The sequence below is a fragment of the Leifsonia poae genome, from assembly GCF_020009625.1.
GTDB lineage: Bacteria > Actinomycetota > Actinomycetes > Actinomycetales > Microbacteriaceae > Leifsonia > Leifsonia poae_A.
On record NZ_JAIHLP010000002.1, the window covers coordinates 3,144,301 to 3,168,821 of the forward strand.

Here is a 24,521-nt window from a genome sequence, read left to right on the forward strand (position 1 = left end):
GAGACCGGGCGGCGGGAGGGTTCCCACCGCCCGGTTGCCTCATCCGTGGTTAGCCGGCGCTCGCTGTCGAGATGGCGGCCGACATATCCGACAGGGCCTTGTCGACGGTCTTGTCACCCTTCAGTGCCGCATAAGCGTTGTCTTGGATGGCTTTGGTGACAGCCGGGTAGAACGGGCTCACGGGGCGCGGCACCGCGTTCTCGATCGACGTCTTCAGCGTCGGAAGGAAGCCGAACTGCTTCACCAGGTCGGGGTCGGTGTACAGCGAGCCGATGACCGGGGCGAGGGAGCCTTGCGTCATGAAGAACTTCTGCGTCTCCTCCGACTCGAGGAAGGCGATGAAGTCGCGGGCGGTCGTCTTGTGCTTCGAGTAGACGCTGATCGCTGCGTTGTGGCCGCCGAGGCTGGAGGCACCGGGCTGACCGTTGCCGTCACCGGGAAGCGGGGCGATCGCGAACTTGTCCTTGACGACGGAACTTCCGTCGGTCTTGGCCAGGTTGTACACGTACGACCAGTTGCGCAGGAACATCAACTGTCCGGCTTCGAACGCCTGGCGTCCCTGCTCCTCCTGGAAGGTGATCGCGTCGGCGGGGATGTTGCCGTCTTTGAAGGCGTCGACGAGGCGCTGCAGCCCCTTCTTGGCGTCGGCGGTGTCGAGGGTCGGCGTCTTGCCGTCCTTGCCGACGATGGTGCCGCCGGCGGTGTTGATGGCCTCCGCCGTGTTGACCGTGAGGCCCTCGTATTGGGCGTACTGGCCTGCGTAGCAGCCGATCTTGTTCGCCTTGGCGATCGCGCAGTCGCTCATCATCTCGTCCCACGAGGTGGGCGGGGTCTTGACGAGGTCGGTGCGGTAATAGAGCAGGCCGCCGTCAGAGGTCTGCGGTGCAGCGAAGAGCGTGTTGTTGTAGGTGGCCGTTGCGATGGTCGGTTTGAACAGGTTCGACGTGTCCAGTTTCAGCGCCCCGGTGAGCGGCTGCAGCCATCCTTTGGCCGCGAACTCGGCAGTCCACACGACGTCGACGTCGACGACGTCGTAGTTGGGGTTCTTCGCCTGGAAGTTCTGCACGAGGTCGTCGTGCTGTTGGTCGGCCTGGTCGGACTGCTCCTTGAAGGTGACCTTCTCGTCGGGGTGCGCCGTGTTCCATTTGTCGATCAGGGGGCGGACGACGTTGGAGTTGTCTTTACCCTGAACGTAGGTGATCGGACCTTTGCCCGAGATGTTGGCGGCGGCGTCTCCGCCCCCGCTTCCCCCTGACGATCCCCCGCCGGTGCATCCCGCTAATGCGAGGCCGACGACAGCGACTCCGGCAATCACGGAGAGACGTGCTGCTTTCATTTCACTCCTCGTTGAGCTTCGTGGTGCGAGCGCGCTGATGCGCTCGCCGCCAAGGTACCCGTCTTCCCGCCGGGAGTGCAAGCGTTTACGTCAAGCGCTTGCATCACAGTTTTGTCACGCGGATGGGGGCCAGGCCGCGCATTCAGGGATTTGCGGCGCCGAACGGCGGCGGTCGGCCGGGTGTGCGGGCGAACGGGTCTAGTCTCGAAAACATGAGTGGGATGCGCGGCGCCGGCGGCGGCGGTGGCGGCCGGGGCCGCGTGAGTGGCGGGGATGCGGAGGCCCAGAAGGCGCTGAACGCCACGGCCCCGAAGATCCCGCATCTGATGCGGCGGATCGGCGGCCTCTTCGCCCCGCACAAGACAGCGATCGTCGTCACGATGGTGCTGGTGCTGATCGGCGCGGGTTTGTCGGTCGTGCCGCCGTTCCTCACTCAGCGCGCCTTCGACGACGGCCTGTTCCCCAAGTCGGGCAAGCCCGAGATCTCGACGTTGATCACGGTGGTCGTGCTGATGATCATCGTCTACGTGGGGTCGGCGCTGCTGGGGGTGTGGCAGACGTACCTCACAGCATCCGTGGGCAACAAGGTCATGGGTGCACTGAGGGTGCGGCTCTTCTCGCATCTGCAGGCCATGGAACTGAGCTTCTTCACGAAGACGAAGACGGGGATCATCCAGTCGCGGCTGCAGAACGATGTCGGGGGCGTCTCGAACGTGCTCACCAACACGATGTCGAGCATCCTGGGCAACACGGTCACCGTGATCGCGGCGTTCGTGGCGATGGTGCTGCTCAACTGGCAGCTCACCGTCGTGGCGGTTGTGCTCATGCCGGTGCTCGTGATCGCGCAGCGGAGGGTCGGCCAAGTGCGGGCGCGCATCGCGACGAGGACGCAGGAGTCGCTCTCGGACATGACGGCGATCACCCAGGAGACGCTGAGCGTCTCGGGCATCCTGCTCTCGAAGAGCTTCAACCGGCAGGCTACCGAGGTGCGCCGCTACGACGACGAGAACCAGAACCAGATCAGGTTGCAGGTCTCGCAGGCGATGAGCGGGCAGTGGTTCTTCGCGATGGTCAATATCTTCCTCTCCTCGATTCCGGCGATCGTGTACCTGGTCTCCGGCTGGCTGGTGCTCGGTGGGGCGACCGACATCACGGCGGGCACGATCGTGGCGTTCACGACCGTGCAGGCGCGGCTGCTCTTCCCCCTGCTCGGGCTGATGCGTGTGGCGCTCGACCTGCAGACGTCCGGAGCGCTGTTCGCCCGCATCTTCGAGTACCTCGACCTGAAGCCGGCGATCGCCGACCGGCCGGATGCGGTTCCCGTCGACCCGGAGCGCGGCCTCGGCCGGGTGGAGTTCGACCACGTGGTGTTCCGTTACCCCGACGCGCGACTGGAGGAACGCAACACGCTCGACGATGTGTCATTCGTGATCGAACGCGGCGAGTTCGCGGCGTTCGTCGGCCCGTCGGGCGCAGGCAAGACCACCGTCTCGTACCTCATCCCGCGCTTCTACGATGCGACGAGCGGGCGCATCCTGTTCGGCGGGATGGAACTGCGCGAGCTGCAGCAGGAATCACTGGTGTCGCACATCGGTGTCGTGAGCCAGGAGACCTACCTCTTCCACGCGACCATCGCCGAGAACCTGCGCTATGCACGGCCGGATGCGACTCAGCTCGAGATCGAGGCCGCCACCCGGGCCGCGAACATCCACGACACGATCGCGAGCTTTCCCGACGGCTACGACACGCTCGTGGGGGAGCGCGGCTACCGGCTCTCCGGCGGCGAGAAGCAGCGCATCGCCATCGCTCGTGTGCTGCTCAAGAACCCGGAGGTGCTGATCCTCGACGAAGCGACGAGTGCGCTCGACTCCATCTCGGAGCGCGTGGTGCAGGTCGCCCTCGACACCGCCTCCCGCGGGCGCACGACGATCGCGATCGCGCATCGGTTGTCGACGATCGTCGCGGCGGATGTGATCTTCGTCGTCGACCACGGCCAGGTGGTCGAACGAGGTACCCATCGGGAGCTGCTGGAGCTCGGTGGGGTGTACTCCCGGCTCTACCGGGAGCAGACGGAGACGGTCGTCCTCGACGAGTAGGCGGTTGCGCCCGGCGATTTAATGCTTTCATTCGTGTGACGGGTGTGGCTAGAGTGGACTCCCGGCCATTCGCCGGCGACCTGTGCACGTGCGCAAAAGGGGACCGCGTGACCGCTCCAGTTCTCGAAGAACCACCGTCCACACCGACCGGTCCGACAGACCCGGCCGCCAGCGAAGGCGCCGTCGCGCCCGGAGGCGACCCGAGCGGACGGTCGAAGCGTCGGCGCCGAGGCGGGCTGAGCATCCAGTCGAAACTGCTGATCATGCTGCTCGGTGTGAGCATCCTCTCGGCGCTCGTCACCGGCCTGATCGGTTATGTGAACGCCACGAGCTCACTCAAGCAGGCGGCGCTCAATCAGCTCACCAGCGTGCGGGAGACGCGCGCGGCCGAGATCACCCGTGTCTTCGCCAATGTGCGCTCGGCGGTCGTGCTCGGGTCGAGCAATCAGAGCGCCATCGACGCGTCCACGACGTTCAACGCCGCCTTCGACGAGCTCGGCACGAGCACGGTGCCGGCGGATCGCGCAGCGCAGCTCGACAGCTTCTATGCGAACACGTTCGTCCCGCAGCTCGACAAGCAGAGCGGCGAGACGTACGCCGACAACGCCTTCACCCCGACGACGCCGGCCGAACAGTATCTGCAGTCGTACTACACGGCGCCGTACAAGCTCGACTACGACAAAGCGATCGAGAACCAGGATGCGGGCGACGGCAGTGCCTGGTCGGCCGCCAATGCGAAATACAACGGCTACTTCCGCGATCTGGTCGGCAACCTCAACTTCGACGACGCTCTGCTGCTCGATACCAAAGGAAACGTCGTCTACTCCGCGTATAAGGGCACGGATCTGGGCTCGAACGTGCTGACCGGTCCGTACAAGGAATCGGTGCTGAGCGGGCATACCAGTCGGTTCTCAAGACGAACACCCTGAACTCGACGGTCACCACGGACTTCGACCGGTATCTGCCGTCGCTGAACGTACCGACGATCTGGGTGGTCTCCCCGGTGGGCACGGACGGCAAACTGACCGGCGTTCTGGCGTTCCAGATCAATGTCGACACCATCAACAACGTGATGACGGGGAACAAGGGCTGGGCCAAGCAGGGTCTCGGCCAGACCGGCGAGGTGTACTTGGCCGGGCCCGACAAGACGATGCGCTCGGTGTCGCGAATGCTGGTGCAGCATCCCGCCCAGTATTCGGCGGACGTGATCCGCAGCGGCACCTCGCCCGAGCTGGCCGACCGCATCGTCGACGTGAAGGGGACGGTGCTGCTGCAACCGGTGAACACCCAGTCTGTGAACGCGGCGCTGCAAGGCAAGACCGGCACGGCGGAAGGGCCGAGCTACATCGGGGGTGAGAACCTCACCGCATACGCCCCGCTGCACATCCCCGGCCTGAACTGGGTGATCGTCGCCCGGATGGACACATCGGAGGCGTACGCGCCGGTCGCCGAGTTCACCCGCAACCTCGTGCTCTCCACGGCCGCCCTCGTGCTCGTGGTCTCGCTGCTTTCGCTGCTGCTGGCCCAGGTGTTCCTGCGTCCGTTGCGGCGCCTGCTGGACGGCGTGAACCGCGTCTCGGCGGGGGAGGTCGGTGTTCAGGTCGACACCCGCTCGCACGACGAGATCGCCGATCTCGGCGCGGCCTTCAACGATCTGTCACGCAGCCTGCAGATCAAGGCCGACCTGCTCGACGCCGAACAGGAGGAACACGAACGTCTGCTGCTGACCCTCATGCCGGAGGGTGTGGCGAAACGGTACCGGCAGGGTGATGAGACGATCGCCGAAGACCACCAGGATGTGACAGTGCTGTTCGCCGACATCGTCGGCTTCGACGACTTCAGTCGCGGTAAGGAATCCGCTGAAGGACTGGCGCTGCTGAACAGCATCGTGCGCAGCTTCGACGAGGCGGCGGAGCGGCACGGTGTCGAGCGCGTGCGCACGACTCGGCAGGAGGGGTATCTCGCGAGCTGCGGGTTGACCGTCCCCCGGGTCGACAATGCACGGCGGATGGTCGAGTTCGCGCTGTCGATGCAGAAGATCCTCGAACGGTTCAGCGCGCAGAACGGCGCCGAGCTGAGGCTGCGGGCGGGAATCGACAGCGGAACGGTCACCAGCGGTCTGGTCGGGCGCACCAGCGTCGTCTACGACATGTGGGGCGACGCGGTGAACCTCGCGCATCGGGTGCAGGATTCGTCGGCCACGCCGGGCGTCTACCTCACCCAGCGCGTCGTCGACGCTCTGCCTGACAGTGTGAAATACACCGATGCGGGCGAGGTCGAGACGCAGAGCGGGCAGCAGCGGGTGTGGCGGATCGACCTGGAGGCGACCCGTGTCTGACATCACGCAGCAGCCGTGGTTCTGGCCGGCGCTGATCGTGGTGATCGGACTCCCGGTGCTGCTGCTGGTGCTCACCGAGCTGAACGCGTGGCTGACGCGGCGCGGGCATCCGGCGGCCAAAGTCGTGCGGCTGGTGCGCAACTACCTGCTGCCGATGGGGGCGTTGCTGCTGTTGATCAGCCAGGTGACACTCACGAAGCAGGACTTCACCTGGACGAAGATCGCGGCGACCGTGTTCGGATTCCTGGTCATCCTCGTGCTGCTCAACGGGCTGAACGTGGTGCTGTTCTCCACCGCCGAACGCGGCAGCTGGCGGGAGAGGATGCCCTCCATCTTCGTCGATCTGCTTCGGCTGCTGCTCATCATCGTGAGTCTGGCCGTGCTCTTCGCCTGGGTGTGGGGCGCAGATGTGGGGGGTCTGTTCACCGCGCTCGGCGTCAGCTCGATCGTGATCGGTCTCGCCCTGCAGAACGCCATCGGCCCGATCGTCTCCGGACTGTTCCTGCTGTTCGAGCAGCCGTTCCGGCTGGGCGACTGGCTCGACACGGGCAGCGTGCGGGGCCGGGTGATCGAAGTCAACTGGCGGGCTGTGCACATCGACACCGGCAACGGAATCCAGATCGTGCCGAACGGATCGCTCGCCGACAGCTCGTTCACGAACCTCTCCAAGGCGCCGGGGCCGTACAGCGTGTCGAGCACGTTGACGTTCGCCACGGACGACGCACCACAGGATGTGATCGGTCTGCTGCGCCGGGTGGCCGGCGAGCTGCCGATGGTGGCGCGCGGAGAGGCGCCGTCGGCGTATCCGATCGGCGGAGCGAAGTACGAGGTCAACATCCCGGTGAGCGGACCGGCGCTGGAAGGGCAGACGCTCGCGCTCTTCCTGACCTGGCTCTGGTATGCCGCCCGTCGCGCCGGCCTCCATCTCGACGGCGACCTCACGGACGACTACAACACGCCGGAGCGCCTTCTCGCCTGCCTGCGCCTCGTGGCCCCGACGCTGCATCTGGCTTCGGACGAGCTCGAGGATTTCCTGGCCTCCGCGCGTCTCGAACGGTTCGGAGCGGGGGAGGTGATCCAGCGAACCGGGACCATCCCGGAGACGACGGGCGTCATCGCCCTCGGGACGGCACGGCTCGGCGCGCCGGTGGAGGGCGGCGGCGAGATCCCCCTCGGCCTGCTCGGTGAGAATGAGTTCGTCGGGCTCACCGCGCTCACCCGCGAGAAGCTGTTCACCACGATCGTCGCCTCCACTGATGTGACGCTGGTGACGGTCTCTGTGCCGGTGCTCGAGGAGCTGGTGCGCAAACGCCCTGCGCTGGCCCGCGAGATCGGTCAGACGATCGACAATCGCCGCAGCATGACCGAGGAGGCGGGCGGCGACGTGAGCGAGACGCGAGGGCTCGGCCAGCGGTGACCTCTCTTGAATGTTAGGCTGGTCTAACATTCGAGTTAGGGGATTTGATGGCGGTCGAGGTCGACGAACGAAAGACGGCGGCGCCCGCGCGGCTGCTCTTCCTGCTCGGTCCGGCATTCGTCGCGGCGATCGCCTACGTCGACCCCGGCAATGTTGCCGCGAACCTCACGGCCGGCGCACAATACGGCTACCTTCTCGTCTGGGTGCTCGTCGCAGCGAACGCCATCGCCGTCTTCGTTCAATACCAATCCGCGAAACTCGGCATCGTCACCGGTTCCAGCCTCCCGGAGCTGCTCGGCTCGCGACTCGGCACCGGCCCCAGACGCGCCTTCTGGGCGCAGGCCGAACTCGTGGCGGCGGCGACCGACCTGGCGGAGGTCATCGGCGGGGCCATCGCGCTCAACCTGCTGTTCGGGCTGCCGCTCCCGCTGGGCGGACTCATCGTCGGAGTGGTATCGATCGGCATCCTGGCGATACAGTCCCGCCGCGGTCAGCGCCCGTTCGAGATGGTCATCGTGGGGCTCCTCGGCGTCATCGCGGTCGGCTTCTTGGCCGGGCTGTTCGTGAGCCCCGTCGACTGGGGCGCGGCGGCCGACGGCCTCGTTCCCCGCTTCGACGGGGCGCCGACCGTTCTGCTGGCGGCCAGCATGCTCGGCGCGACCGTGATGCCGCACGCCATCTACCTGCATTCCGCCCTCGCCCGCGACCGGCACGGACGAGCCGCGACCCCTGGCGCCGTGCGCCGGCTGCTGAAGGCGACGAAGATCGATGTGGTCGCCGCCCTCGTCCTCGCCGGCGCCGTGAACATCGCGATGCTCCTGCTCGCCGCAGCCGCGCTCGGCGGGGTCGGCGGCACCGACACCATCGAGGGCGCTCACGCCGCGATCACCACCGCGCTCGGCCCCGCGATCGGCGTCATCTTCGCGGTCGGGCTGCTCGCCTCGGGGCTCGCCTCCACATCGGTGGGCAGCTACGCCGGCGCCACCATCATGTCGGGGCTGCTCAAAGTGCGCGTGCCGCTGCTCACCCGACGGGTCGTCACCCTCATCCCGGCCATCGTGATCCTGTCGATCGGAGTCGACCCGACCTGGGCGCTCGTGATCAGCCAGGTCTTCCTCAGCCTGGGCATTCCGTTCGCGATGATCCCGCTGCTGCGGCTCACCGGCTCGCGCGCGGTGATGGGCGATCGCGTCGACGGATGGGGCACGCGCCTCCTCGGCGTCGGGGTCGCCGCCCTCGTCGTCGCCCTGAACATCGCCCTCGTCGTCCTCACCGTCGCCGACTGGGTCTGACCCCACGCCACACCCCCACCCTTCAACGAGGGGGAGCGGGGCGGGTCAGGCGGGGGTGAGCCAGACGGCGGCGGCGGCCGTCGCGCCGAGCACGACGTCGGCGTCGCCGAGGCGCACCGTCACGTCGCCGGCGAACTCGCGGTGCTCATCCACGGTGAGCGCGGTGTCGACCAGGATGCCGCGGTCGGCGAGGTAGCGCAGCACAGCCGGGTCGGCGTCCGAGATGCGGGTGACCCGCAGAGGGACGTTCGGCTCGGCAGACATGAGCGGCGTCGCATCCGGCAGGTGCGGGGTGCCATCGGCGCTCGGGATGGGGTCGCCGTGCGGGTCGCGGGAAGGGAAGCCGAGCCGGCGGTCGATGCGTTCGATGAGCGTGTCGGAGACCGCATGCTCGAGCACCTCGGCCTCGTCGTGCACCTCGTCCCAGCCGTATCCGAGCTCCTCCACGAGGAACGTCTCCAGCAGACGGTGACGGCGCACCATGGCGACGGCGTTGCGGCGGCCCGTCTCAGTGAGTTCGATGCCGCCGTAGGGCTCGTGCACGAGCATCCCCTGATCGGCGAGGCGGCGGATGCCGTCGGAGATCGTCGCAGCCCGGACGCCGAGCCGTTCGGCCAGCTGCTTCACGGTGATCGGGTCGTGGGACCATTCGGTGGCCGACCAGATGACCTTCAGATAGTCCTGTGCGACGGTCGACAGTTCAGACACGGGCATGACCCAATTGTATGGGCACCCCCTGAGAGGGACGGCCGCGAGGGAACGTCATGAAACTCCGGGATGTGGAAGTGCGCTGTTAGGTTGGGGGCGTGGAATACGCAGAGACCATCGTCGATCTGGTCGGCAACACCCCGCTCGTCAAACTCAACAAGGTCGTTGACGGGGTCGCGGCGACCGTGCTCGTCAAACTCGAGTACTTGAACCCGGGCGGCTCCTCCAAAGACCGCATCGCGACACGCATCATCGATGCCGCCGAGCGTGACGGCCAGCTGAAGCCGGGTGGAACGATCGTCGAGCCGACGAGCGGGAACACCGGGGTCGGCCTTGCACTCGTTGCCCAGCAGCGCGGCTACCGTTGCGTGTTCGTGCTCCCCGACAAGGTCGGCGAAGACAAGCGCAATGTGCTCACGGCGTACGGCGCCGAGGTGGTGGTGACCCCGACCTCGGTGGCCCCCGAAGACCCGGACTCCTATTACAGCGTCTCCGACAGGCTCGCGGCAGAGATCCCGGGCGCCTACAAGCCCAACCAGTACTTCAACCCGAACGGCCCGCTCAGCCACTACGAGACGACCGGGCCCGAGATCTGGCGGGACACCGACCAGAGGATCACCCACCTGGTGGCGGGCGTCGGAACCGGCGGCACGATCAGCGGCACGGGCCGTTTTCTCAAAGAAGCCTCCGACGGCCGCGTGCAGGTCATCGGCGCCGACCCGGAAGGTTCCGTCTACTCGGGCGGCACCGGCCGGCCCTACCTCGTCGAAGGTGTCGGTGAGGACTTCTGGCCCGGCGCATACGACCCGAGTGTCGTCGACGAGGTGATCGCCGTCTCCGACGCCGACTCCTTCGAGATGACCCGCCGGCTCGCCCGCGAGGAAGGCATCCTGGTCGGCGGCTCCAGCGGCATGGCGGTCGTCGCGGCCGTGCGCGCCGCTCAGACCCTCAGCGCCGACGACATCGTCGTCGTCATCCTGCCCGACGGCGGTCGAGGCTACCTGGGCAAGATCTTCAACGACAAGTGGATGCGCTCCTACGGGTTCAGCGACGTGCCCGACGAGGCGACCGTGCACGATGTGATCGGCACGAAGCGGGCCGACCTGCCCGACCTCGTGCACGCGCATCCCACCGACACCGTGCGGGACGCCATCGAGATCATGAACAAGTACGGCGTCTCGCAGCTGCCCGTGCTCACGGCCGAACCGCCCGTCGTGATGGGCGAAGTGGCGGGGGCGCTCGACGAGACATCGCTCGTCGACGATGTGTTCAGCGGTCGGGCGCAGATGAGCGACAGCGTCGGAGCCTTCCTCGGTGAACCGCTCGACCTGATCGGCGTGAACGAACCGGTCAGCGCCGCCCGCGCGGCGCTCGCCACCGTGAACGCCCTGCTGGTGACCGAAGACGGCAAACCCGTCTCGGTCCTCACCCGCCAAGACCTCCTCAACTTCCTCAGCGAATAGATCCGGAAAGCAACTCACTCCATGACAGACCACGGTTTCTCCACGCGCGCCATCCATGTCGGGCAGGAGTTCGACCCGACCACGGGTGCGATCATCCCCCCGATCTACCAGACCTCCACGTTCGTACAAGACGGCGTCGGCGGTCTGCGAGGAGGCTACGAATACAGCCGCGGGGGCAACCCGACCCGCACCTCCCTCGAAACCCTGCTCGCCTCGCTCGAGGGCGGCAAGCGCGCGCTGTCGTTCTCGTCGGGCCTCGCCGCCGAAGACGCGCTGCTGCGCGCCGTGCTGCAGCCGGGCGACCACGTCGTTCTCGGCAACGACGTCTACGGCGGAACGCACCGGCTCATCAACCGTGTCCACGGTGCCTGGGGTGTGCGCAACACGACGGTGGATCTGGGTGACCTCTCCGCCGTGCGCGAGGCGCTCGCCGTCGACGGGACCCGCATTCTCTGGATCGAGACCCCGAGCAATCCGCTCATGAAGATCAGCGATGTCGCGGCGCTCGCCGAGCTCGGGCATGAGGTCGGCGCCATCGTCGTGGTGGACAACACGTTCGCGTCGCCGGCGCTTCAACAGCCGCTCGCGCTCGGTGCCGATGTGGTGGTGCACTCCACCACCAAGTATTTGGGCGGGCACTCCGATGTGGTCGGCGGCGCCGTGGTGATCGACGACGATGAGCTCGCCGACAAGGTGCAGTTCGTCCAGTTCGCGGCCGGCGCGGTCTCCGGCCCGATGGATGCCTGGCTCACGACCCGCGGCATCAAGACCCTGGCGGTGCGGATGCAGCGCCACAGCGCGAACGCGCAGGCCGTCGCCGAGCGTCTCGTCGGGCATCCTGCCATCCAGGCCGTCTACTACCCCGGACTCGCCCATCACCCCGGCCACGAGCTTGCGGCACGGCAGATGAGCGGCTTCGGCGGCATGCTCTCCGTCGCGCTCGTCGGTGGCGCGGAGGCGGCGAAGGCGTTCGCCGAGGCGACCGAGGTCTTCCAGCTCGCCGAGTCGCTCGGGGGCGTCGAGTCGCTCATCGGCTACCCCTCCGAGATGACCCACGCCTCGGTGCGTGGCACCGAGCTAGAGGTGCCGGACAACGTCATCCGCCTCTCGGTGGGCATCGAGGACGCAGCAGACCTGATCGCCGATGTGGAGCAGGCGCTGGAGAAGATCGCCGGCCGCGCATAGCGGCCGCGGGAACTTCTCTCTTCGGTCGACCCGATGCGTGGGTGACGGCCGGCCGAACGCCGAGTGACGGCCGACCGAGCGCCGGAATCAGGGTGGGCTGAACGCTGCGAAAATGCCCGGCCGGCTCACAGGAACGAGCTCCGGTTTGCCAGGATGGAGGCATCGAAGGGGAGTAGCTCCCGCCTCCTGTGAGGCAAGCGGTACGTCGACATACTGGCCGGTTCCAAACCCGGCCCGGCGTGCCACCCGCGCCGGCGTCGGCCGTGCGGGCGAGCGAGACCTTCGGTCAGCCACCGACGGCGACCGGAGCTTCCTCCTGCCTTCCTTCCGGTCGTCGTGCGATCGAAAGGTCTGCCATGACGGCATCGCATCCCCGGCTCCGCCGGCTCGTCCTCCCCCTCGGCATCGTCGGGCTCATCGCCGCCCAGGGCGTGGCGCTGCGGCTCACCGGAGTTCAGCTGCCCCCGCTGGTCGGCGTGCTCTCGTTCGGTGTCGCGATCGTGGCGGCCGCGTTCGCGCTCGCCTGGGCGGGGGAGGCAGCGGAGGTGGACATCTCGGGCGGGCTCGCGGTCGGTCTCCTGGCGATCGTCGCGATTCTTCCCGAGTATGCGATCGACCTGTACTTCGCTTTCAGCGCCGGCTCCGACCCGTCGCAGGCGGCGTATGCGGCTGCGAACATGACCGGGTCGAACCGGCTGCTGCTCGGGTTCGGCTGGCCGTTCATCCTGCTCGTCGCCTTCATGACGTTCCGCGCGGCTCGCCGGCGCCGGTCGCCGATCGACCCGGATGTGCAGGCGAAGCCGTTCGCCGTGCGATTGCCGTCGGGCAACCGGGTGGAGCTGGGACTGCTGCTGGTCGCTTCGGTGCTGACGCTGCTCATCCCGCTCACCGGGCAGATCCACGTCGTGCTCGGCGTCGTGCTGCTCGCGCTCTTCGCGTTCTACCTCTGGCGTGTGTCGACGGGTGAGAGCGACGAGCCCGAGCTGGTCGGAGTGGCGCAGAGCATCGGAACCCTGCCGAAGACCGCGCGTCGTGCGACGGTGATCGGGATCTTCGCCGTCTCGGCCGCCATCATCCTGCTTCTCGCCGAACCGTTCGCGCAGAGCCTCGTGGCCGGCGGCCGTGCCCTCGGCATCGACGACTTCCTGCTGGTGCAGTGGCTGGCGCCGCTTGCCTCGGAGGCGCCCGAGTTCGTGATCGCAACGATCTTCGCGGTGCGGGGGAAGGCGGCGATGGGGGTCGGCATTCTGCTCGCCAGCAAGGTGAACCAGTGGACAGCCCTCGTCGGAACCCTGCCGATCGCGCACCTGATCGGCGGTGGAGGGTTTGCCCTGCCGATGGACGGCCGACAGGTGGAGGAGTTCGTGCTCACGGCGGCCCAGACCGTTCTGGGTGTGGCGATCCTGCTGACGCTGCGGTTCAGCGGACGCTGGGCCGTCGCCCTGTTCCTGCTGTTCGCCACCACGTTCGTGTTCACCTCCACCGAGGCGAGACTCGTGGTCTCTGCGGTCTATGCGGTGGTCGCGATCGTGCTGTTCGCGCTGCGCTGGCGCGTGCTCGGCCGAACGCTCGCGGCGCCGTTCCGGTTCGAGCGAACCCCCTGACCGCTTCCTCCGCCGACCGAACGCGCCTATCGTGGCGCGCATGGCGGCGAAGGAACTTGCCCATCAGCACGCGGTCTACAGTTACGGCTCTTTCCGGTTGACCCTCATGTACAGCCCGACGGCCACGGCGGCCTGGGAGGTGTATGACGGGGGTGACTATCTCGGCCTGATCGAGGAGCTGCATCCCAGCGGCGGCGTCGAGCTGCTGTTCCGCGCGCGCATCCCCAGCGGCGAGGAGAGCGGCGCCGAGGAGGGCGGCCCGAGGAGAATGGCGACGGCTCCGACGGCTCCGACGTCACCGATTGGCGGGTCGCTGTCGAGATCCTGGCGCGCCACGCCGGACTCTGACGGGCCGCGAGCGGGCCGTCAGTATGCGAGCAGCGTGGAGAGCCCCTTCTGCAGCTGGAGCACGGCGATCACCAGCAGCAGCGCCGCGTTCAGCACGTTCGTATGCGTCGCGATCCAGCCTCGGGATGCGGTGAGCAGCGGTTGCGCCTTCTCGCCACGGATCAGCGTGAACAGCACCGGAACGGCGATCGGGAGCACCCCCACCACGGCGAAGACGATCGCGGTCGTCACCATCGCCCCGGTGCTGATCGAGGCGAGCTGCAGGTCGAGGGCGGCGAGGATGGCGCAGGAGGCGTCCACCGGGTTGAGCACGAAGATGCCGAACCCGAGCAGCGCAGACCGTCCCGGTTTGAACGATTCGACGGCGTTCAGCCACCCGGGAAGCTGGGGTGCGGCCTGCACGACATCGGCCGGGGTGACGGCCTGCGCCATCTGCCGGTTGCGGGCGCTCCCGCGGCGGTAGACGACGATGGCGGCCAGCAGGAGGAAGAGCCCGAGCACGAGCCGCACCAGCGGGACCCAGAGCGGTGGTTGCGCGCGCGCGTGAACCTCGACGAGGGCGAAGATCCAGAGCGAGACGGCCAGAACCGCGACGACCGCCACCACCCAGCCGATGAGGAAGGCGATCCCGTTCGTTCGCCCGTGGCGCGAGAGCAGCACCGCGACGAGGGCCATGATCGCCAGCGGGCTCAGCGCGATGCCGAAGGCCAGGGGCAGCAGCGAGACGATCAGAGGGCCCACGGCGTCACACTGCCGGGGGCGGGGTCAGCGGTGCAGCTGAGGTGCCGGCCCCGGCTGTCCCTGTGAGGGAGCGCTCGCGCATCAGCTCACCGACGGCGCGCACGACGCGTGAACCCACGACCGTTCCGGCGGTCGGATGGTGCCAGAACTGCAGGGTGAGGGTGGTGCGGTCCTCGCTGATTCGGGTGAACAGGATGCGGGCGTGCTCGCGACTGTGCACTCCGTCGACCGTTTGCAGGGTGGTGGTGAGGGCATCCGTGAAGTCGTCGAGCCCATCCGGGGCCAGCATCACCCGCACCTCGACCTCCGAGCGCCGGGCGCCCGCCTCGGAGTGGTTGATGAGCGGCTGTTGCAGCAGCAGCGAGTTGGGGATGTGGATGGTGCGGCCGTCGAGGGTCCTGATCACCACCGATCGGCCGTTCAGCTCTTTGACGCTTCCGGCGATGCCGTTGCACTCGATCTCGTCGCCGATTTTTATCGGTCTCCGCGTCTGCAGCACCACGCCCGAGGCGAAGTTCTCTGAGATTCCGCGCAGAGCCAGGGCGAGGATGACGCCGACGATGATCGCCGCCGCCAGCAGCGGCTGGATCGGTGCCCCCAGGAAGCTGAAGGCGACGCCGACGGCGAGTAGCACGACGAAGTACTTCACCAGTCGGGGTGCAAGCGCCGCGAACTCGGGGAGATGCCGCGCACCCGGCTCAGCAGGGCGGTCATTCCCTTCTTGGCGAAGATGCTGGCGATCCAGCCGACGACCACCACGGCGACCGCGATGGCAACGCTCCACCCGCTCAGATTCGTGAAATTCAAGAACCCGGTGCTGCTTCCATCCGCTCGGAGCATGGCGTCACCGGCTCGCAACCGGGGGCGGGGTGGTCGGCGGTGCCAAGACGCCTCGACGTCGGTGACGCCCGGCCTGCGGCCCCGTCTCCCCCCATGATGCGGACATGGCCTGATCGTGGCATTGCAACGCGGACACCGTCAAGTGGGGTGCCGGCCCGGAGCCGGGATGCGGCACTACTCGGGTGCTGCTGGAGGAGGTCGTTGCCGAACGCCTCCGCGCGCGACACCCGCTGCCCGCGCTCGCGAACCGAGGTGGCCATAGCGACCCCCCAGGTGGCGCCCGAACCATCCACAGGATCCGGAAAGATAACGAAAAGGTAACGGCGACAGGGTGGCTGTCATGTCGCACTCACCCGGAACCCTCTCGCTCGACATCGTCGTGCCCGTCTACAACGAGCAGGCGACGCTCGACTCGTCGATCCGCCGCTTGCACGCCTATCTGACCTCGCAGATCGAGCAGACCTGGCGTCTCACCATCGCGAACAACGCGAGCACGGATGCCACCGCATCCCTCGCCGACGCACTGGCCGCCGAGCTTGCGCACGTGCACGCCGTCCACCTCGCCGAGAAGGGGCGCGGGCGCGCACTCAAACAGGTGTGGGGTGCATCGCCGGCCGAGGTCCTCGTCTACCTCGACGAAGACCTGTCCACCGACCTGGCGGCACTTCCGCCCCTGGTGGCGCCGCTCCTGTCGGGGCACTCGGACCTCGCGATCGGCACCCGGCTCGGCCGCAGCGCTCGCGTCACCCGCGGGGGCAAACGGGAGTTCATCTCGCGCAGCTACAACCTGCTGCTGCGACGCACGATGGCCGTGAGCTTCAGTGACGCCCAGTGCGGGTTCAAGGCGATCCGCCGGGAGGTGGCCGAACGGCTGCTGCCCCTGGTGGAAGACGACGCCTGGTTCTTCGACACCGAGTTGCTGATCCTCGCCGAACGGGCCGGGATGCGCATCCACGAGATCCCGGTCGACTGGGTGGACGACCCGCACAGTTCGGTCGACATCGTGTCGACGGCACGAGAGGATCTCAAAGGGATGCTGCGCGTCGGCACCAACATCGCGCGCGGCCGCATCCCCCTCGAGTCGGTGTACGCCGAGCTCGGTCGCCGGCCGTTCGACCCGCCCCGGCCGCCCAGCTTCTTCGGGCAGGTCGTGCGGTTCGGTGTGGTCGGGGTGCTCTCGACGGCGGCATACGCCCTGCTGTACCTGGCGCTGTCGGTCTTCGTGCCCGCGCAGGCGGCGAACTTCGCCGCTCTGCTGATCACGACGATCGCGAACACGTGGGCCAACCGACGGTTCACCTTCGGGGTGCGCGGGCGGGTCGGCGCTGTGCGCCACCAGTTTCAGGGGCTCATCGTGTTCGGTATCGCCTGGGCCATGACCAGCGGTTCGCTCGCCGTGCTGCACGCCGCCGCACCGCAGGCGTCGGCGCGCCTTCAGCTGCTCGTCCTGTGTCTCGCCAACCTGGCGGCCACCTTCGTGCGTTTCGTGCTCCTGCGCCTGTGGGTCTTCCGGTCCCGGCGGCGCACGCCGGATGCCGCCGGCCGAATGCCGGGCCCGCACCCGCACCCGCACCCGCACCCCATCGTCTTCGAGGGGTCGCAACACGCCGTCTCGGTGACCGGCCAGACGACGCCTCACGACTCCTCGTTGCCGGAAACCACCCGAACCGCCGAACGACAGGAAGTGAACGGATCATGACCACCACGACACAAGACCGTCCCGCCGAAATCCCGGCGGCCGACCATCCCGTCGCGCCGCCCGGCGGGCGCCTGAGAGCCGCCGGTCGCTGGATCATCCGCGGGAGGGCGGACTCGGCCGTCTGGGAACGTCCGGCGCTGCTCGGCCTGCTGGGTCTCACGGCGCTGCTCTACCTCTGGGACCTCGCCGCCAGCGGCTGGGCCAACTCGTTCTATTCGGCCGCGGTGCAGGCCGGGTCGGTGAACTGGGAGGCGTTCTTCTACGGCTCATCCGATGCGGCCAACTCGATCACAGTCGACAAACCGCCCGCGAGCCTGTGGATCATGGCGCTCTCGGTGCGCCTGTTCGGACTCAGCTCGTGGAGCATCCTGGTGCCCGAGGCGCTGATGGGGGTGGCGACGGTGGCGCTGGTCTATTGCATCGTCCGCCGGCACTTCTCCGCCCGCACGGCGTTGCTCGCGGGTGGGGTGCTGGCGATCACCCCCGTTGCCGCCCTCATGTTCCGGTTCAACAACCCGGATGCGCTGCTCGTTCTGCTGCTCACGGCCGCGACCTACTTCACCCTGCGCGGAATCGAGTCGGGACGGATGCGCTGGGTGATCTGGGCCGGCGTGGCCGTCGGTTTCGGGTTCCTCACCAAGCAACTGCAGGCGTTCCTGATCCTGCCCGTGCTCGCGGGCGTCTACCTCGCCGCCGCCCCGCTGTCGTGGCGGAAGCGGTTCGGCCATCTGTTCGCCGCGCTCGGCGCCGTGATCGTGTCGGCCGGCTGGTGGGTGGCGATCGTCGAACTCGTGCCCGCCTCGATGCGGCCATACATCGGCGGATCCCAGTCCAATAGTTTTCTGGAGCTGACTTTCGGCTACAACGGGCTCGGCCGACTCACCGGCGACGAGACAGGCAGCGTCACAGGCGGCGGCGGTGGCACTGCGACCGGCGGGATGTGGGGCGCCACCGGCATCCTGCGGCTGTTCGAGAACGAGGTCGGCGGGCAGATCGCCTGGCTGCTCCCGGCCGCTCTGGTGCTGCTCGTCGTCGGTCTCGTGCTCGGCCGCGCAGCCGGGCGAACGGATGCGCGCCGCGCGACGTTGCTGCTCTTCGGTGGCTGGCTCGTCGTGACCGCGCTGGCGTTCAGCTTCATGGCCGGAATCTTCCACGCCTACTACACGGTGGCGCTGGCGCCGCCGCTCGCCGGCGTGGTGGGCATCGGTGCTGCGGCGGTCTGGGCCGGCCGGAAGAAGGTGTGGGTGAGGATCGTCGCCGCGGTGGTGATGCTCGGCACCGCGATCTGGGCGTACGTGCTCCTGGAGCGCGCAGCGGACTGGCTGCCCTGGCTGAAATTCGTGGTGCTCGTGTTCGCCGTGATCGCCGCTGTTTTGCTCGTGCTCCCTCCGCGAGGCCGGATGCTCGCCGGTGCGACCATCGCCGTGAGTCTGGTCGGCGCTCTGCTGGCGCCGGCCGCGTACTCGCTCCAGACCGTGACGACGGGACACACCGGCTCGATCGTGACGGCCGGCCCGACCGTGAGCAGCGGGATGGGCGGGTTCGGGGGCGGTCGCGGCGGAGCCGGAGGACCCGGTGGTGCCGGCGGAGGCTTCGGAGGCAACGGCGGCGCGCCGGGTGGGACCGGCGGCTCGAGCACAGCCCCCGGGGGAACCGGGACCGCCCCGGGTGGCACGGGAACCGCCCCGGGTGGCACAGGAACGGCGCCGGGTGGCACAGGAACGGCGCCGGGTGGGACGACAGGAACCGCGCCCAGAAGAACCGGTGGCGGTGCCGGGGGCCTGCTCTACTCCGGAACGGTCGGCTCCTCAGTGGCCGCACTTTTGAAGGCCGACGCGAGCACGTACACCTGGGTGGCGGCCGCTGTCGGATCGAACTCGGCCGCGGGTTACCAGCTGGCCACGGGTGAAGCGGTGATGCCGATCGGCGGTTTCAACGGCTCCGATCCCTCGCCAACGCTGGCGGAGTTCCGAGCCGATGTCGCGGCCGGCAAGATCCACTACTTCATCGGCGGGGCCGTCGGGCAGTCGAACGGCGGAAGCAACGTCTCCAGCCAGATCGCGAGCTGGGTGGAGAAGAACTACACGGCGAGCACGGTTGACGGGGTGACGCTCTACGATCTGACGAAATGAGTCGACGTCGGCGGCTCGCCCGCTCGCCCCGGCCGGCCATCACGGGCCGGTCGGGGTGTCGCGCGCCCGGCTTCGCGGGGGTGCGACGACGCTCCCACGGCAACTTTTCGTCGCCCCTGGAGGTCGAGCGCCGGGGGCGAACGCATAATGGGGTCGTGACAGAAGAGAAGTCGCCGTCGCGGGCACCGAGTATGCGGGATGTCGCCGGCCTGGCCGGGGTCTCGCATCAGACGGTGTCGCGGGTGATCAACGGGCATCCGAGCATCCGCGAGTCGACCCGGGAACGGGTTCGCCGGGCGATGGACGAGCTGCACTACCGGCCGAACCGCGCAGCCCGGGCGCTCGTCACCTCACGCTCGAACACGATCGGTGTGCTCGCCGCCTCCACGGCCGCCCTGTACGGACCCGTGTCGAGCATCGGAGCGATCGAGGATGCCGCCCGCGCGGCCGGCTACTACGTGAGCGTCACCCACCTCGCCACGCTCGCGGCGGAAGGGATCGCGGCCGGCCTCGACCACCTCATGGCTCAGGCTGTGGAAGGGATCGTCGTCATCGCTCCGCAGGATGCGGTGCTCGACGAGATCGCCGCGATCAGCGTCGATGTGCCCTACGTCACCTTGCAGGCCGGGCGCGAGTACGCCGACAACGAGCTCTCGGTCGACCAGCTGGCCGGTGCGCACGCCGCCACGCGCCACCTCATCGAGCTGGGGCACCGGCGCATCGCCCACCTGTCGGGTCCGCTGGACTGGATCGAGGCACTGGCCCGTCTGCGCGGATTCGAACAGGAGATCGCGGCGGCCGGCCTGGACCGGCTCCCCTCGCCTCGCGGAGACTGGACGGCGGAGTTCGGGTACCAGGCCGGTCGCGAGCTCCTGACCGATCCGACGATCACGGCAGTGTTCGCCTCCAACGACCAGACGGCCCTCGGCCTGATGCACGCAGCCCACGAGGCGGGGCGGCGCATCCCGGACGATCTCAGCGTGATCGGCTTCGACGACATCCCCGAGGCCGCCCACTTCTGGCCGCCACTGACCACGGTGCGCCAGGATTTCGACGAACTCGGCCGGCGCTGCGTGGCCCGGCTGGTGGCCGACATCGCGGGCCAGGACGAACCGACGCCGGGCAATATCCAGCCGGAGTTGATCGTGCGCGGGTCGACGGGCGTGCCCCGCGCCTGAGGGCGTCGGCGCGCATCCTCGGAAGGTCAGTCGGCGACGTCGCTCTCGTCGAGCCAGCGCCGCGGGCCGGCGCCGTCGTCGCCGAGCGCATCCGACGGGTTCTGCAGCGCGCAGGTGCGCAGGCTCAGGCAGCCGCAGCCCATGCAGCCGGTGAGGTCGCTGCGCAGATGCTCCAGATCGCGGATGCGCTCGTCGAGCTCATGACGCCACAGCCCGGAGAGGCGCGCCCAGTCCTTCTTGGTCGGGGTGCGGCCGGCCGGCAGTGAGTCGAGCGCGGCACGGATCTCGGCGAGTGGGATCCCCACGCGCTGCGACACCCGGATGAATGCCACACGGCGCAGCACATCCCGCGGATAGCGTCGCTGGTTTCCTGCGGTGCGCCGGCTCTCGATAAGTCCCTGGCGTTCATAGAAGTGCAGGGCCGATACGGCGACGCCGCTGCGCACGGACAGTTCTCCGACGCTCAGCACCGCATCCTTCGGGTTCATTGACCTCAACCATAGTTGAGGTTCTAGACTCGCACCATGGCCCCTGAAGAATCCGAGACGCACCTCTCTGCCCGGGTCGGCGGCGCACCCGCCGATCTCCCGCCGCCGCAGGTCGAGACGTCGATCACACCCGGGGGCCGGCAGGAACCGTCAGGCGGCGTGCTCAGCGGGCCGTACCGCTGGGTGAGCATCGGGATGTGCGCGCTCATCATGCTGTCGGCGTTCGAAGCGCTCGCGGTCACGACGATCATGCCCACCGTGAGCCACGAGCTCGACGGTGCCGGCCTCTACGCTTTCGCTTTCGCGGGCCCACTCGCCGTGAGCGTCGTCGGGATGGTGCTGGCCGGCGCGTGGTCGGATCGCGGCAGTCCGCGCAATGCGCTGTTCGCCTCCGTCGGCCTGTTCGTCATCGGCCTCGTGCTGGCCGGCACCGCCCAGAGCATGGGCCTGTTCGTCGCCGGCCGGTTGGTGCACGGCCTGGGTGGCGGGGCCCTCACCGTCGCGCTGTACGTGATCGTCGCGCGTGTGTACCCGCCGCCGTTGCACCCGAAGATCTTCGCGGGATTCGCGGCGGCCTGGGTGATCCCGTCGCTGATCGGCCCGCTGATCGCCGGAATCGTGGCGGAGACCGTCGGCTGGCGCTGGGTCTTCCTCGGTGTCGTCGTGCTCGTGGCGCTCGCGATGCTGATGGTGGTTCCCGCGATGCGCGGGGTGCGTGCGCCCGATGCCTCCGACGAGAGGATGCCGTGGGACATCCGCCGCATCGGCTGGTCGGTGCTCGTGGCGGTCGCGGTGCTCGCCCTCAACCTCGCCGCCGAAGCGCGCGGGCCCGTGCAATGGATCGCCCCGGTCGTCGCGGTCGCCGTCGCGCTCGTCGCGCTGCGCCCGCTTCTGCCGCACCGCACGCTGCGGGCCGCCCGCGGGCTGCCGAGCGTGATCCTGCTCCGTTCGCTCGTGGCCGGCACCTTCTTCGCGGCGGAGGTCTACGTGCCCTACCTGCTGGTGAGCCAGTACGGTATGTCCGCTTCGGTCGCCGGGCTCGCGCTCACGGCCGCCGGGCTGAGTTGGGCGGCGGCGTCGTGGGTGCAGGGCCGGTACCCCGCGATCGGGCATCGGCTCGCGGCGCGCCTCGGTGCGATCGGTCTCGCGATCGCGGTGGCCTCCCTTCTGGCGACCGCGGTGTTCGGCCTTCCGCCGGTGGTCGTGATCGTCGGCTGGGCCTTCGCGGGCGCCGGGATGGGAATCCTGTACCCCCGGCTGGGTGTGCTGACCCTCGAATATTCGACGATCGACGATCAGGGTTTCAACAGTTCGGCGCTGTCGATCGCGGATGCGATCGGCTCGGCGATCGCCCTGGCCGCCACCGCGATCGTGTTCGCCGCGCTCGCACCGCTCGGCGGTGCGTGGCCCTTCGCCGGGGTGTTCGCGCTGACCGCGGTGCTCTGTCTTGCCGCGTTCGCCACCGGACCGCGCATCACGGCGCGCGTGCCCCGGCCGTAGACCCGCGGGGCGAAGCAAGGTCGCCCGCGCACAGACTCGCCGCGCCGGCCGCGGACGGCTCCCGACAAGCGGGGACCGAGCGACAGCCGCCCGCCGGCGCGGCGACATCCTCATCTGATCCGTCCCCGCCCTCTCAATCTCATGTGCCCGGCGCAGTTTGGTATGGGTTTGGTAGGGTGTGGTATTGCTGTTGGTTCAGAGACGGGTCGGGGAGGCGCGGTGGAAGCGGTCGGAACGAGTCCGGTGGTGCTGGTCGATCATCTCGGATACAACGCAGGAGCCCCGAAGGCCGCATTGGTCGCCGCCCCGCACGGCGTGCTGATCACCGCCGCACGACTCACCGCCGTTGTCACCGACCGGCAGTCTGACGCGACGAACGACACCCTTCCGGCCGTGATCGTCGGCCCACCCCTCTCTGTCGAGGGCTGGGGAGCGGCGGCGTACCACCGCGTCGACCTCACCGCCCTCACGGACGCCGGCACGTACCGTCTCGTCGTGACGGTCGACGGGGCCGAGACGGCCAGCGAGCCGTTCGTGGTGGGGGAGCACCGCATCCCGTCGCTCGTGGTCTCCGACGTCACCGCGTACTTCCGGTCCCAGCGATCGAGCGGCGAGATCGAGCGCAAAGATGCGGCGGCACACTTCTACGACGACGCATCCGGTCGAACGGTGGACGCCCGCGGGGGGTGGCTCGACGCCTCCGGCGACACGAGCAAATTCCTCAGCCACCTGACGTACACGCGCACGATGAGCCCGCAGCAGATCCCGCTCTGCGCCTGGGCCCTGCTCACGGCCGGAGGAGAACTGCGCCGGTCCCATCCTGGATTCGAGACCAGTCAGTACCCGCGGCTGCGCGACGAGGGGCTCTTCGGGGCCGACTTCCTCGTGCGATTCCAGTCGCCGGAGGGCTACTTCTACACCGGGATCTTCGACGCCCTCACCAAGAACCTGGACGAGCGTGTGATCACCGCCCCGCTGCAGGACAGCGTTCGCACGCAGCGGTGGCAGGCGGCCTACCGGCACGGTGGCGGGCTCGCGATCGCGGCGCTCGCGCTGGCGGCGACCGTCGACGATGCGGGCGAGTTCGGGCCGGATACCTACTTCTCCGCCGCCGTTCGGGGTTTCGACCACCTCCAGGCCCACAACACGGAGTATCTGTTCGATGGCGCGGAGACGGCCCTCGACGACTACTGCGCCCTCCTCGGCGCTTCCGAACTGCTGCACGCGGCGGCTGTGCGAGGGGAAGACGCGACCCGGTTCGAGGCGGCCGCGGTGCTGCGGGCGGATGCGCTCGCGGCGCGGCTGCGCGACGACGAGACCGGCACGGCGTACCTGGTCGGCGACGACGAAGGCCGGCCGTACTTCCACGCGGCGGAATCGGGCCTGCCGGTGGTCGCACTGCTGCGCTTCGCAGACGTGGTGGCCGCCCTGCCTGCCCCCGCCGCATCCGATGGAGCCACGCGCGCAGTGCGGGATGCGGCGCTCGGCGAGGCCGCGGATCGGGCCCGGTCAACGGCCCTCGCCCTCCTTCTCGGAACGATCGCACGCATCGACGCGGTACCCAACCCGTTCGGGCTGCTGCGCCAGCGCGTGCAGCCGTCGGGCGGCACTCCTCGTGACTCCTTCTTCTTTCCGCACGAGAATGAGACCGGCTACTGGTGGCAGGGAGAGAATGCGGGGATCTCGTCGGTCGCGTATGCCGCGAGCCGCGCCTCTCTGCTGCCCGAGTGCAACGCCGCGACCCGGGATCGGCTGCGCCGGCTCTCTGCGGACCTCACCGCCTGGGTGGGCGGGCTGAACCCGTTCGACTCGTGCATGCTCCAGGGGCGCGGGCGCACCAATGTCGAGTATTCGGGCGTCTACCAGAACAGTCCCGGCGGTATCGTCAACGGGATCACGGGCGGGTGGAACGACGAAGACGGCGTCGCGTTCCTGCCTGGGGACGCGGAGGAGGGGAACGAGTGGCGCTGGGCGGAGCAGTGGATCCCGCACTCGGCCTGGTTCCTCCTCGCCGTCTGTGCGGAGTAGAGTCCCGCTCGCTTCACCGAAGACAGGCAGATTCTCTCGACACGCCGTCGGCACGTCCGTCCCATCGGACGAATCGGGTCGGGCGACCGATTCGTCCGACGGCAGTCGGCTGTGGGAGGAAGCGAGGC

The 24,521-nt window shown here is 68.5% G+C and carries 19 protein-coding genes; 13 read left to right on the plus strand and 6 right to left on the minus strand.

Features of this window, described 5'->3' with window-relative positions; translation table 11 throughout:
- Positions 1-49: 49 nt before the first annotated feature.
- Positions 50-1,336 carry an ABC transporter substrate-binding protein gene (locus K5L49_RS15830; protein ID WP_223694217.1) on the minus strand — a complete coding sequence of 429 codons (1,287 nt, stop codon included), beginning with the start codon at positions 1,334-1,336 and terminating at the stop codon, positions 50-52.
- A 212-nt stretch (positions 1,337-1,548) separates the two neighbouring features.
- On the opposite strand from K5L49_RS15830, the gene K5L49_RS15835 reads away from it, so the two are divergent.
- The 5 genes from K5L49_RS15835 (at position 1,549) to K5L49_RS15855 (ending at position 8,479) form a co-directional block, all read left to right on the plus strand.
- Positions 1,549-3,432 carry an ABC transporter ATP-binding protein gene (locus K5L49_RS15835; protein WP_374107692.1) on the plus strand — a complete coding sequence of 628 codons (1,884 nt, stop codon included), beginning with the start codon at positions 1,549-1,551 and terminating at the stop codon, positions 3,430-3,432.
- 107 nt (positions 3,433-3,539) lie between these two features.
- The gene (locus tag K5L49_RS15840; RefSeq protein ID WP_223694219.1) at positions 3,540-4,361 is read left to right on the plus strand and encodes a hypothetical protein; all 822 of its coding nucleotides are present in this window, start codon (positions 3,540-3,542) and stop codon (positions 4,359-4,361) included.
- A 62-nt stretch (positions 4,362-4,423) separates the two neighbouring features.
- On the plus strand, positions 4,424-5,770 hold the full coding sequence (locus K5L49_RS15845) for an adenylate/guanylate cyclase domain-containing protein (RefSeq protein WP_223694221.1): 1,347 nt from the start codon (positions 4,424-4,426) through the stop codon (positions 5,768-5,770).
- Positions 5,763-7,187, plus strand: coding sequence for a mechanosensitive ion channel domain-containing protein (locus K5L49_RS15850; RefSeq protein WP_223694223.1), 1,425 nt, complete (start codon positions 5,763-5,765; stop codon positions 7,185-7,187). The genes K5L49_RS15845 and K5L49_RS15850 overlap by 8 nt, the downstream gene beginning before the upstream one ends.
- A gap of 47 nt (positions 7,188-7,234) precedes the next feature.
- The gene (locus K5L49_RS15855) at positions 7,235-8,479 is read left to right on the plus strand and encodes an Nramp family divalent metal transporter (protein WP_223694225.1); all 1,245 of its coding nucleotides are present in this window, start codon (positions 7,235-7,237) and stop codon (positions 8,477-8,479) included.
- 45 nt (positions 8,480-8,524) lie between these two features.
- Here the strand turns inward: K5L49_RS15855 and K5L49_RS15860 are convergent, their stop codons facing one another.
- Positions 8,525-9,193 (minus strand): metal-dependent transcriptional regulator, encoded by a 669-nt coding sequence (locus K5L49_RS15860; protein ID WP_223694226.1) that lies wholly within the window; start codon positions 9,191-9,193, stop codon positions 8,525-8,527.
- A gap of 92 nt (positions 9,194-9,285) precedes the next feature.
- On the opposite strand from K5L49_RS15860, the gene K5L49_RS15865 reads away from it, so the two are divergent.
- From K5L49_RS15865 to K5L49_RS15875, 3 genes are all read left to right on the plus strand, one after another.
- Entirely contained in the window at positions 9,286-10,650 is a 1,365-nt protein-coding gene (locus K5L49_RS15865; protein WP_223694228.1) for a cystathionine beta-synthase, read from the plus strand.
- A 21-nt stretch (positions 10,651-10,671) separates the two neighbouring features.
- Entirely contained in the window at positions 10,672-11,835 is a 1,164-nt protein-coding gene (locus K5L49_RS15870) for a cystathionine gamma-synthase (protein WP_223694230.1), read from the plus strand.
- A 356-nt stretch (positions 11,836-12,191) separates the two neighbouring features.
- Positions 12,192-13,439 carry a sodium:proton exchanger gene (locus K5L49_RS15875; RefSeq protein WP_223694232.1) on the plus strand — a complete coding sequence of 416 codons (1,248 nt, stop codon included), beginning with the start codon at positions 12,192-12,194 and terminating at the stop codon, positions 13,437-13,439.
- 366 nt (positions 13,440-13,805) lie between these two features.
- Here K5L49_RS15875 and K5L49_RS15880 read toward each other — a convergent pair whose 3' ends face one another.
- From K5L49_RS15880 to K5L49_RS15890, 3 genes are read right to left on the minus strand one after another with little or no spacing between them, the layout of a single operon-like run.
- On the minus strand, positions 13,806-14,528 hold the full coding sequence (locus tag K5L49_RS15880) for a GAP family protein (protein WP_223694233.1): 723 nt from the start codon (positions 14,526-14,528) through the stop codon (positions 13,806-13,808).
- A gap of 4 nt (positions 14,529-14,532) precedes the next feature.
- Positions 14,533-15,177: a mechanosensitive ion channel family protein gene (locus K5L49_RS15885; protein ID WP_223694235.1), complete on the minus strand. Its 645-nt coding sequence runs from the start codon at positions 15,175-15,177 to the stop codon at positions 14,533-14,535.
- Positions 15,174-15,335 carry a hypothetical protein gene (locus K5L49_RS15890; RefSeq protein WP_223694237.1) on the minus strand — a complete coding sequence of 54 codons (162 nt, stop codon included), beginning with the start codon at positions 15,333-15,335 and terminating at the stop codon, positions 15,174-15,176. The genes K5L49_RS15885 and K5L49_RS15890 overlap by 4 nt, the downstream gene beginning before the upstream one ends.
- Positions 15,336-15,708: 373 nt before the next feature.
- On the opposite strand from K5L49_RS15890, the gene K5L49_RS15895 reads away from it, so the two are divergent.
- The 3 genes from K5L49_RS15895 (at position 15,709) to K5L49_RS15905 (ending at position 20,377) form a co-directional block, all read left to right on the plus strand.
- On the plus strand, positions 15,709-17,067 hold the full coding sequence (locus tag K5L49_RS15895) for a glycosyltransferase (RefSeq protein WP_223694238.1): 1,359 nt from the start codon (positions 15,709-15,711) through the stop codon (positions 17,065-17,067).
- The gene (locus K5L49_RS15900) at positions 17,064-19,199 is read left to right on the plus strand and encodes a glycosyltransferase family 39 protein (protein WP_223694240.1); all 2,136 of its coding nucleotides are present in this window, start codon (positions 17,064-17,066) and stop codon (positions 19,197-19,199) included. The genes K5L49_RS15895 and K5L49_RS15900 overlap by 4 nt, the downstream gene beginning before the upstream one ends.
- Before the next feature lie 191 nt (positions 19,200-19,390).
- Positions 19,391-20,377 carry a LacI family DNA-binding transcriptional regulator gene (locus K5L49_RS15905; protein ID WP_263299410.1) on the plus strand — a complete coding sequence of 329 codons (987 nt, stop codon included), beginning with the start codon at positions 19,391-19,393 and terminating at the stop codon, positions 20,375-20,377.
- Between the two features lie 26 nt (positions 20,378-20,403).
- Here the strand turns inward: K5L49_RS15905 and soxR are convergent, their stop codons facing one another.
- A complete protein-coding gene (gene soxR, locus K5L49_RS15910; RefSeq protein ID WP_308116557.1) occupies positions 20,404-20,865 on the minus strand; it encodes a redox-sensitive transcriptional activator SoxR in 462 nt (153 codons plus the stop codon).
- A gap of 195 nt (positions 20,866-21,060) precedes the next feature.
- Between soxR and K5L49_RS15915 the strand changes: the two genes are divergently transcribed.
- Both K5L49_RS15915 and K5L49_RS15920 read left to right on the plus strand, forming a co-directional pair.
- Positions 21,061-22,365: an MFS transporter gene (locus K5L49_RS15915; protein WP_223695319.1), complete on the plus strand. Its 1,305-nt coding sequence runs from the start codon at positions 21,061-21,063 to the stop codon at positions 22,363-22,365.
- A gap of 219 nt (positions 22,366-22,584) precedes the next feature.
- Positions 22,585-24,393, plus strand: coding sequence for a glycoside hydrolase family 9 protein (locus K5L49_RS15920; protein WP_223694246.1), 1,809 nt, complete (start codon positions 22,585-22,587; stop codon positions 24,391-24,393).
- Positions 24,394-24,521 lie beyond the last annotated feature (128 nt).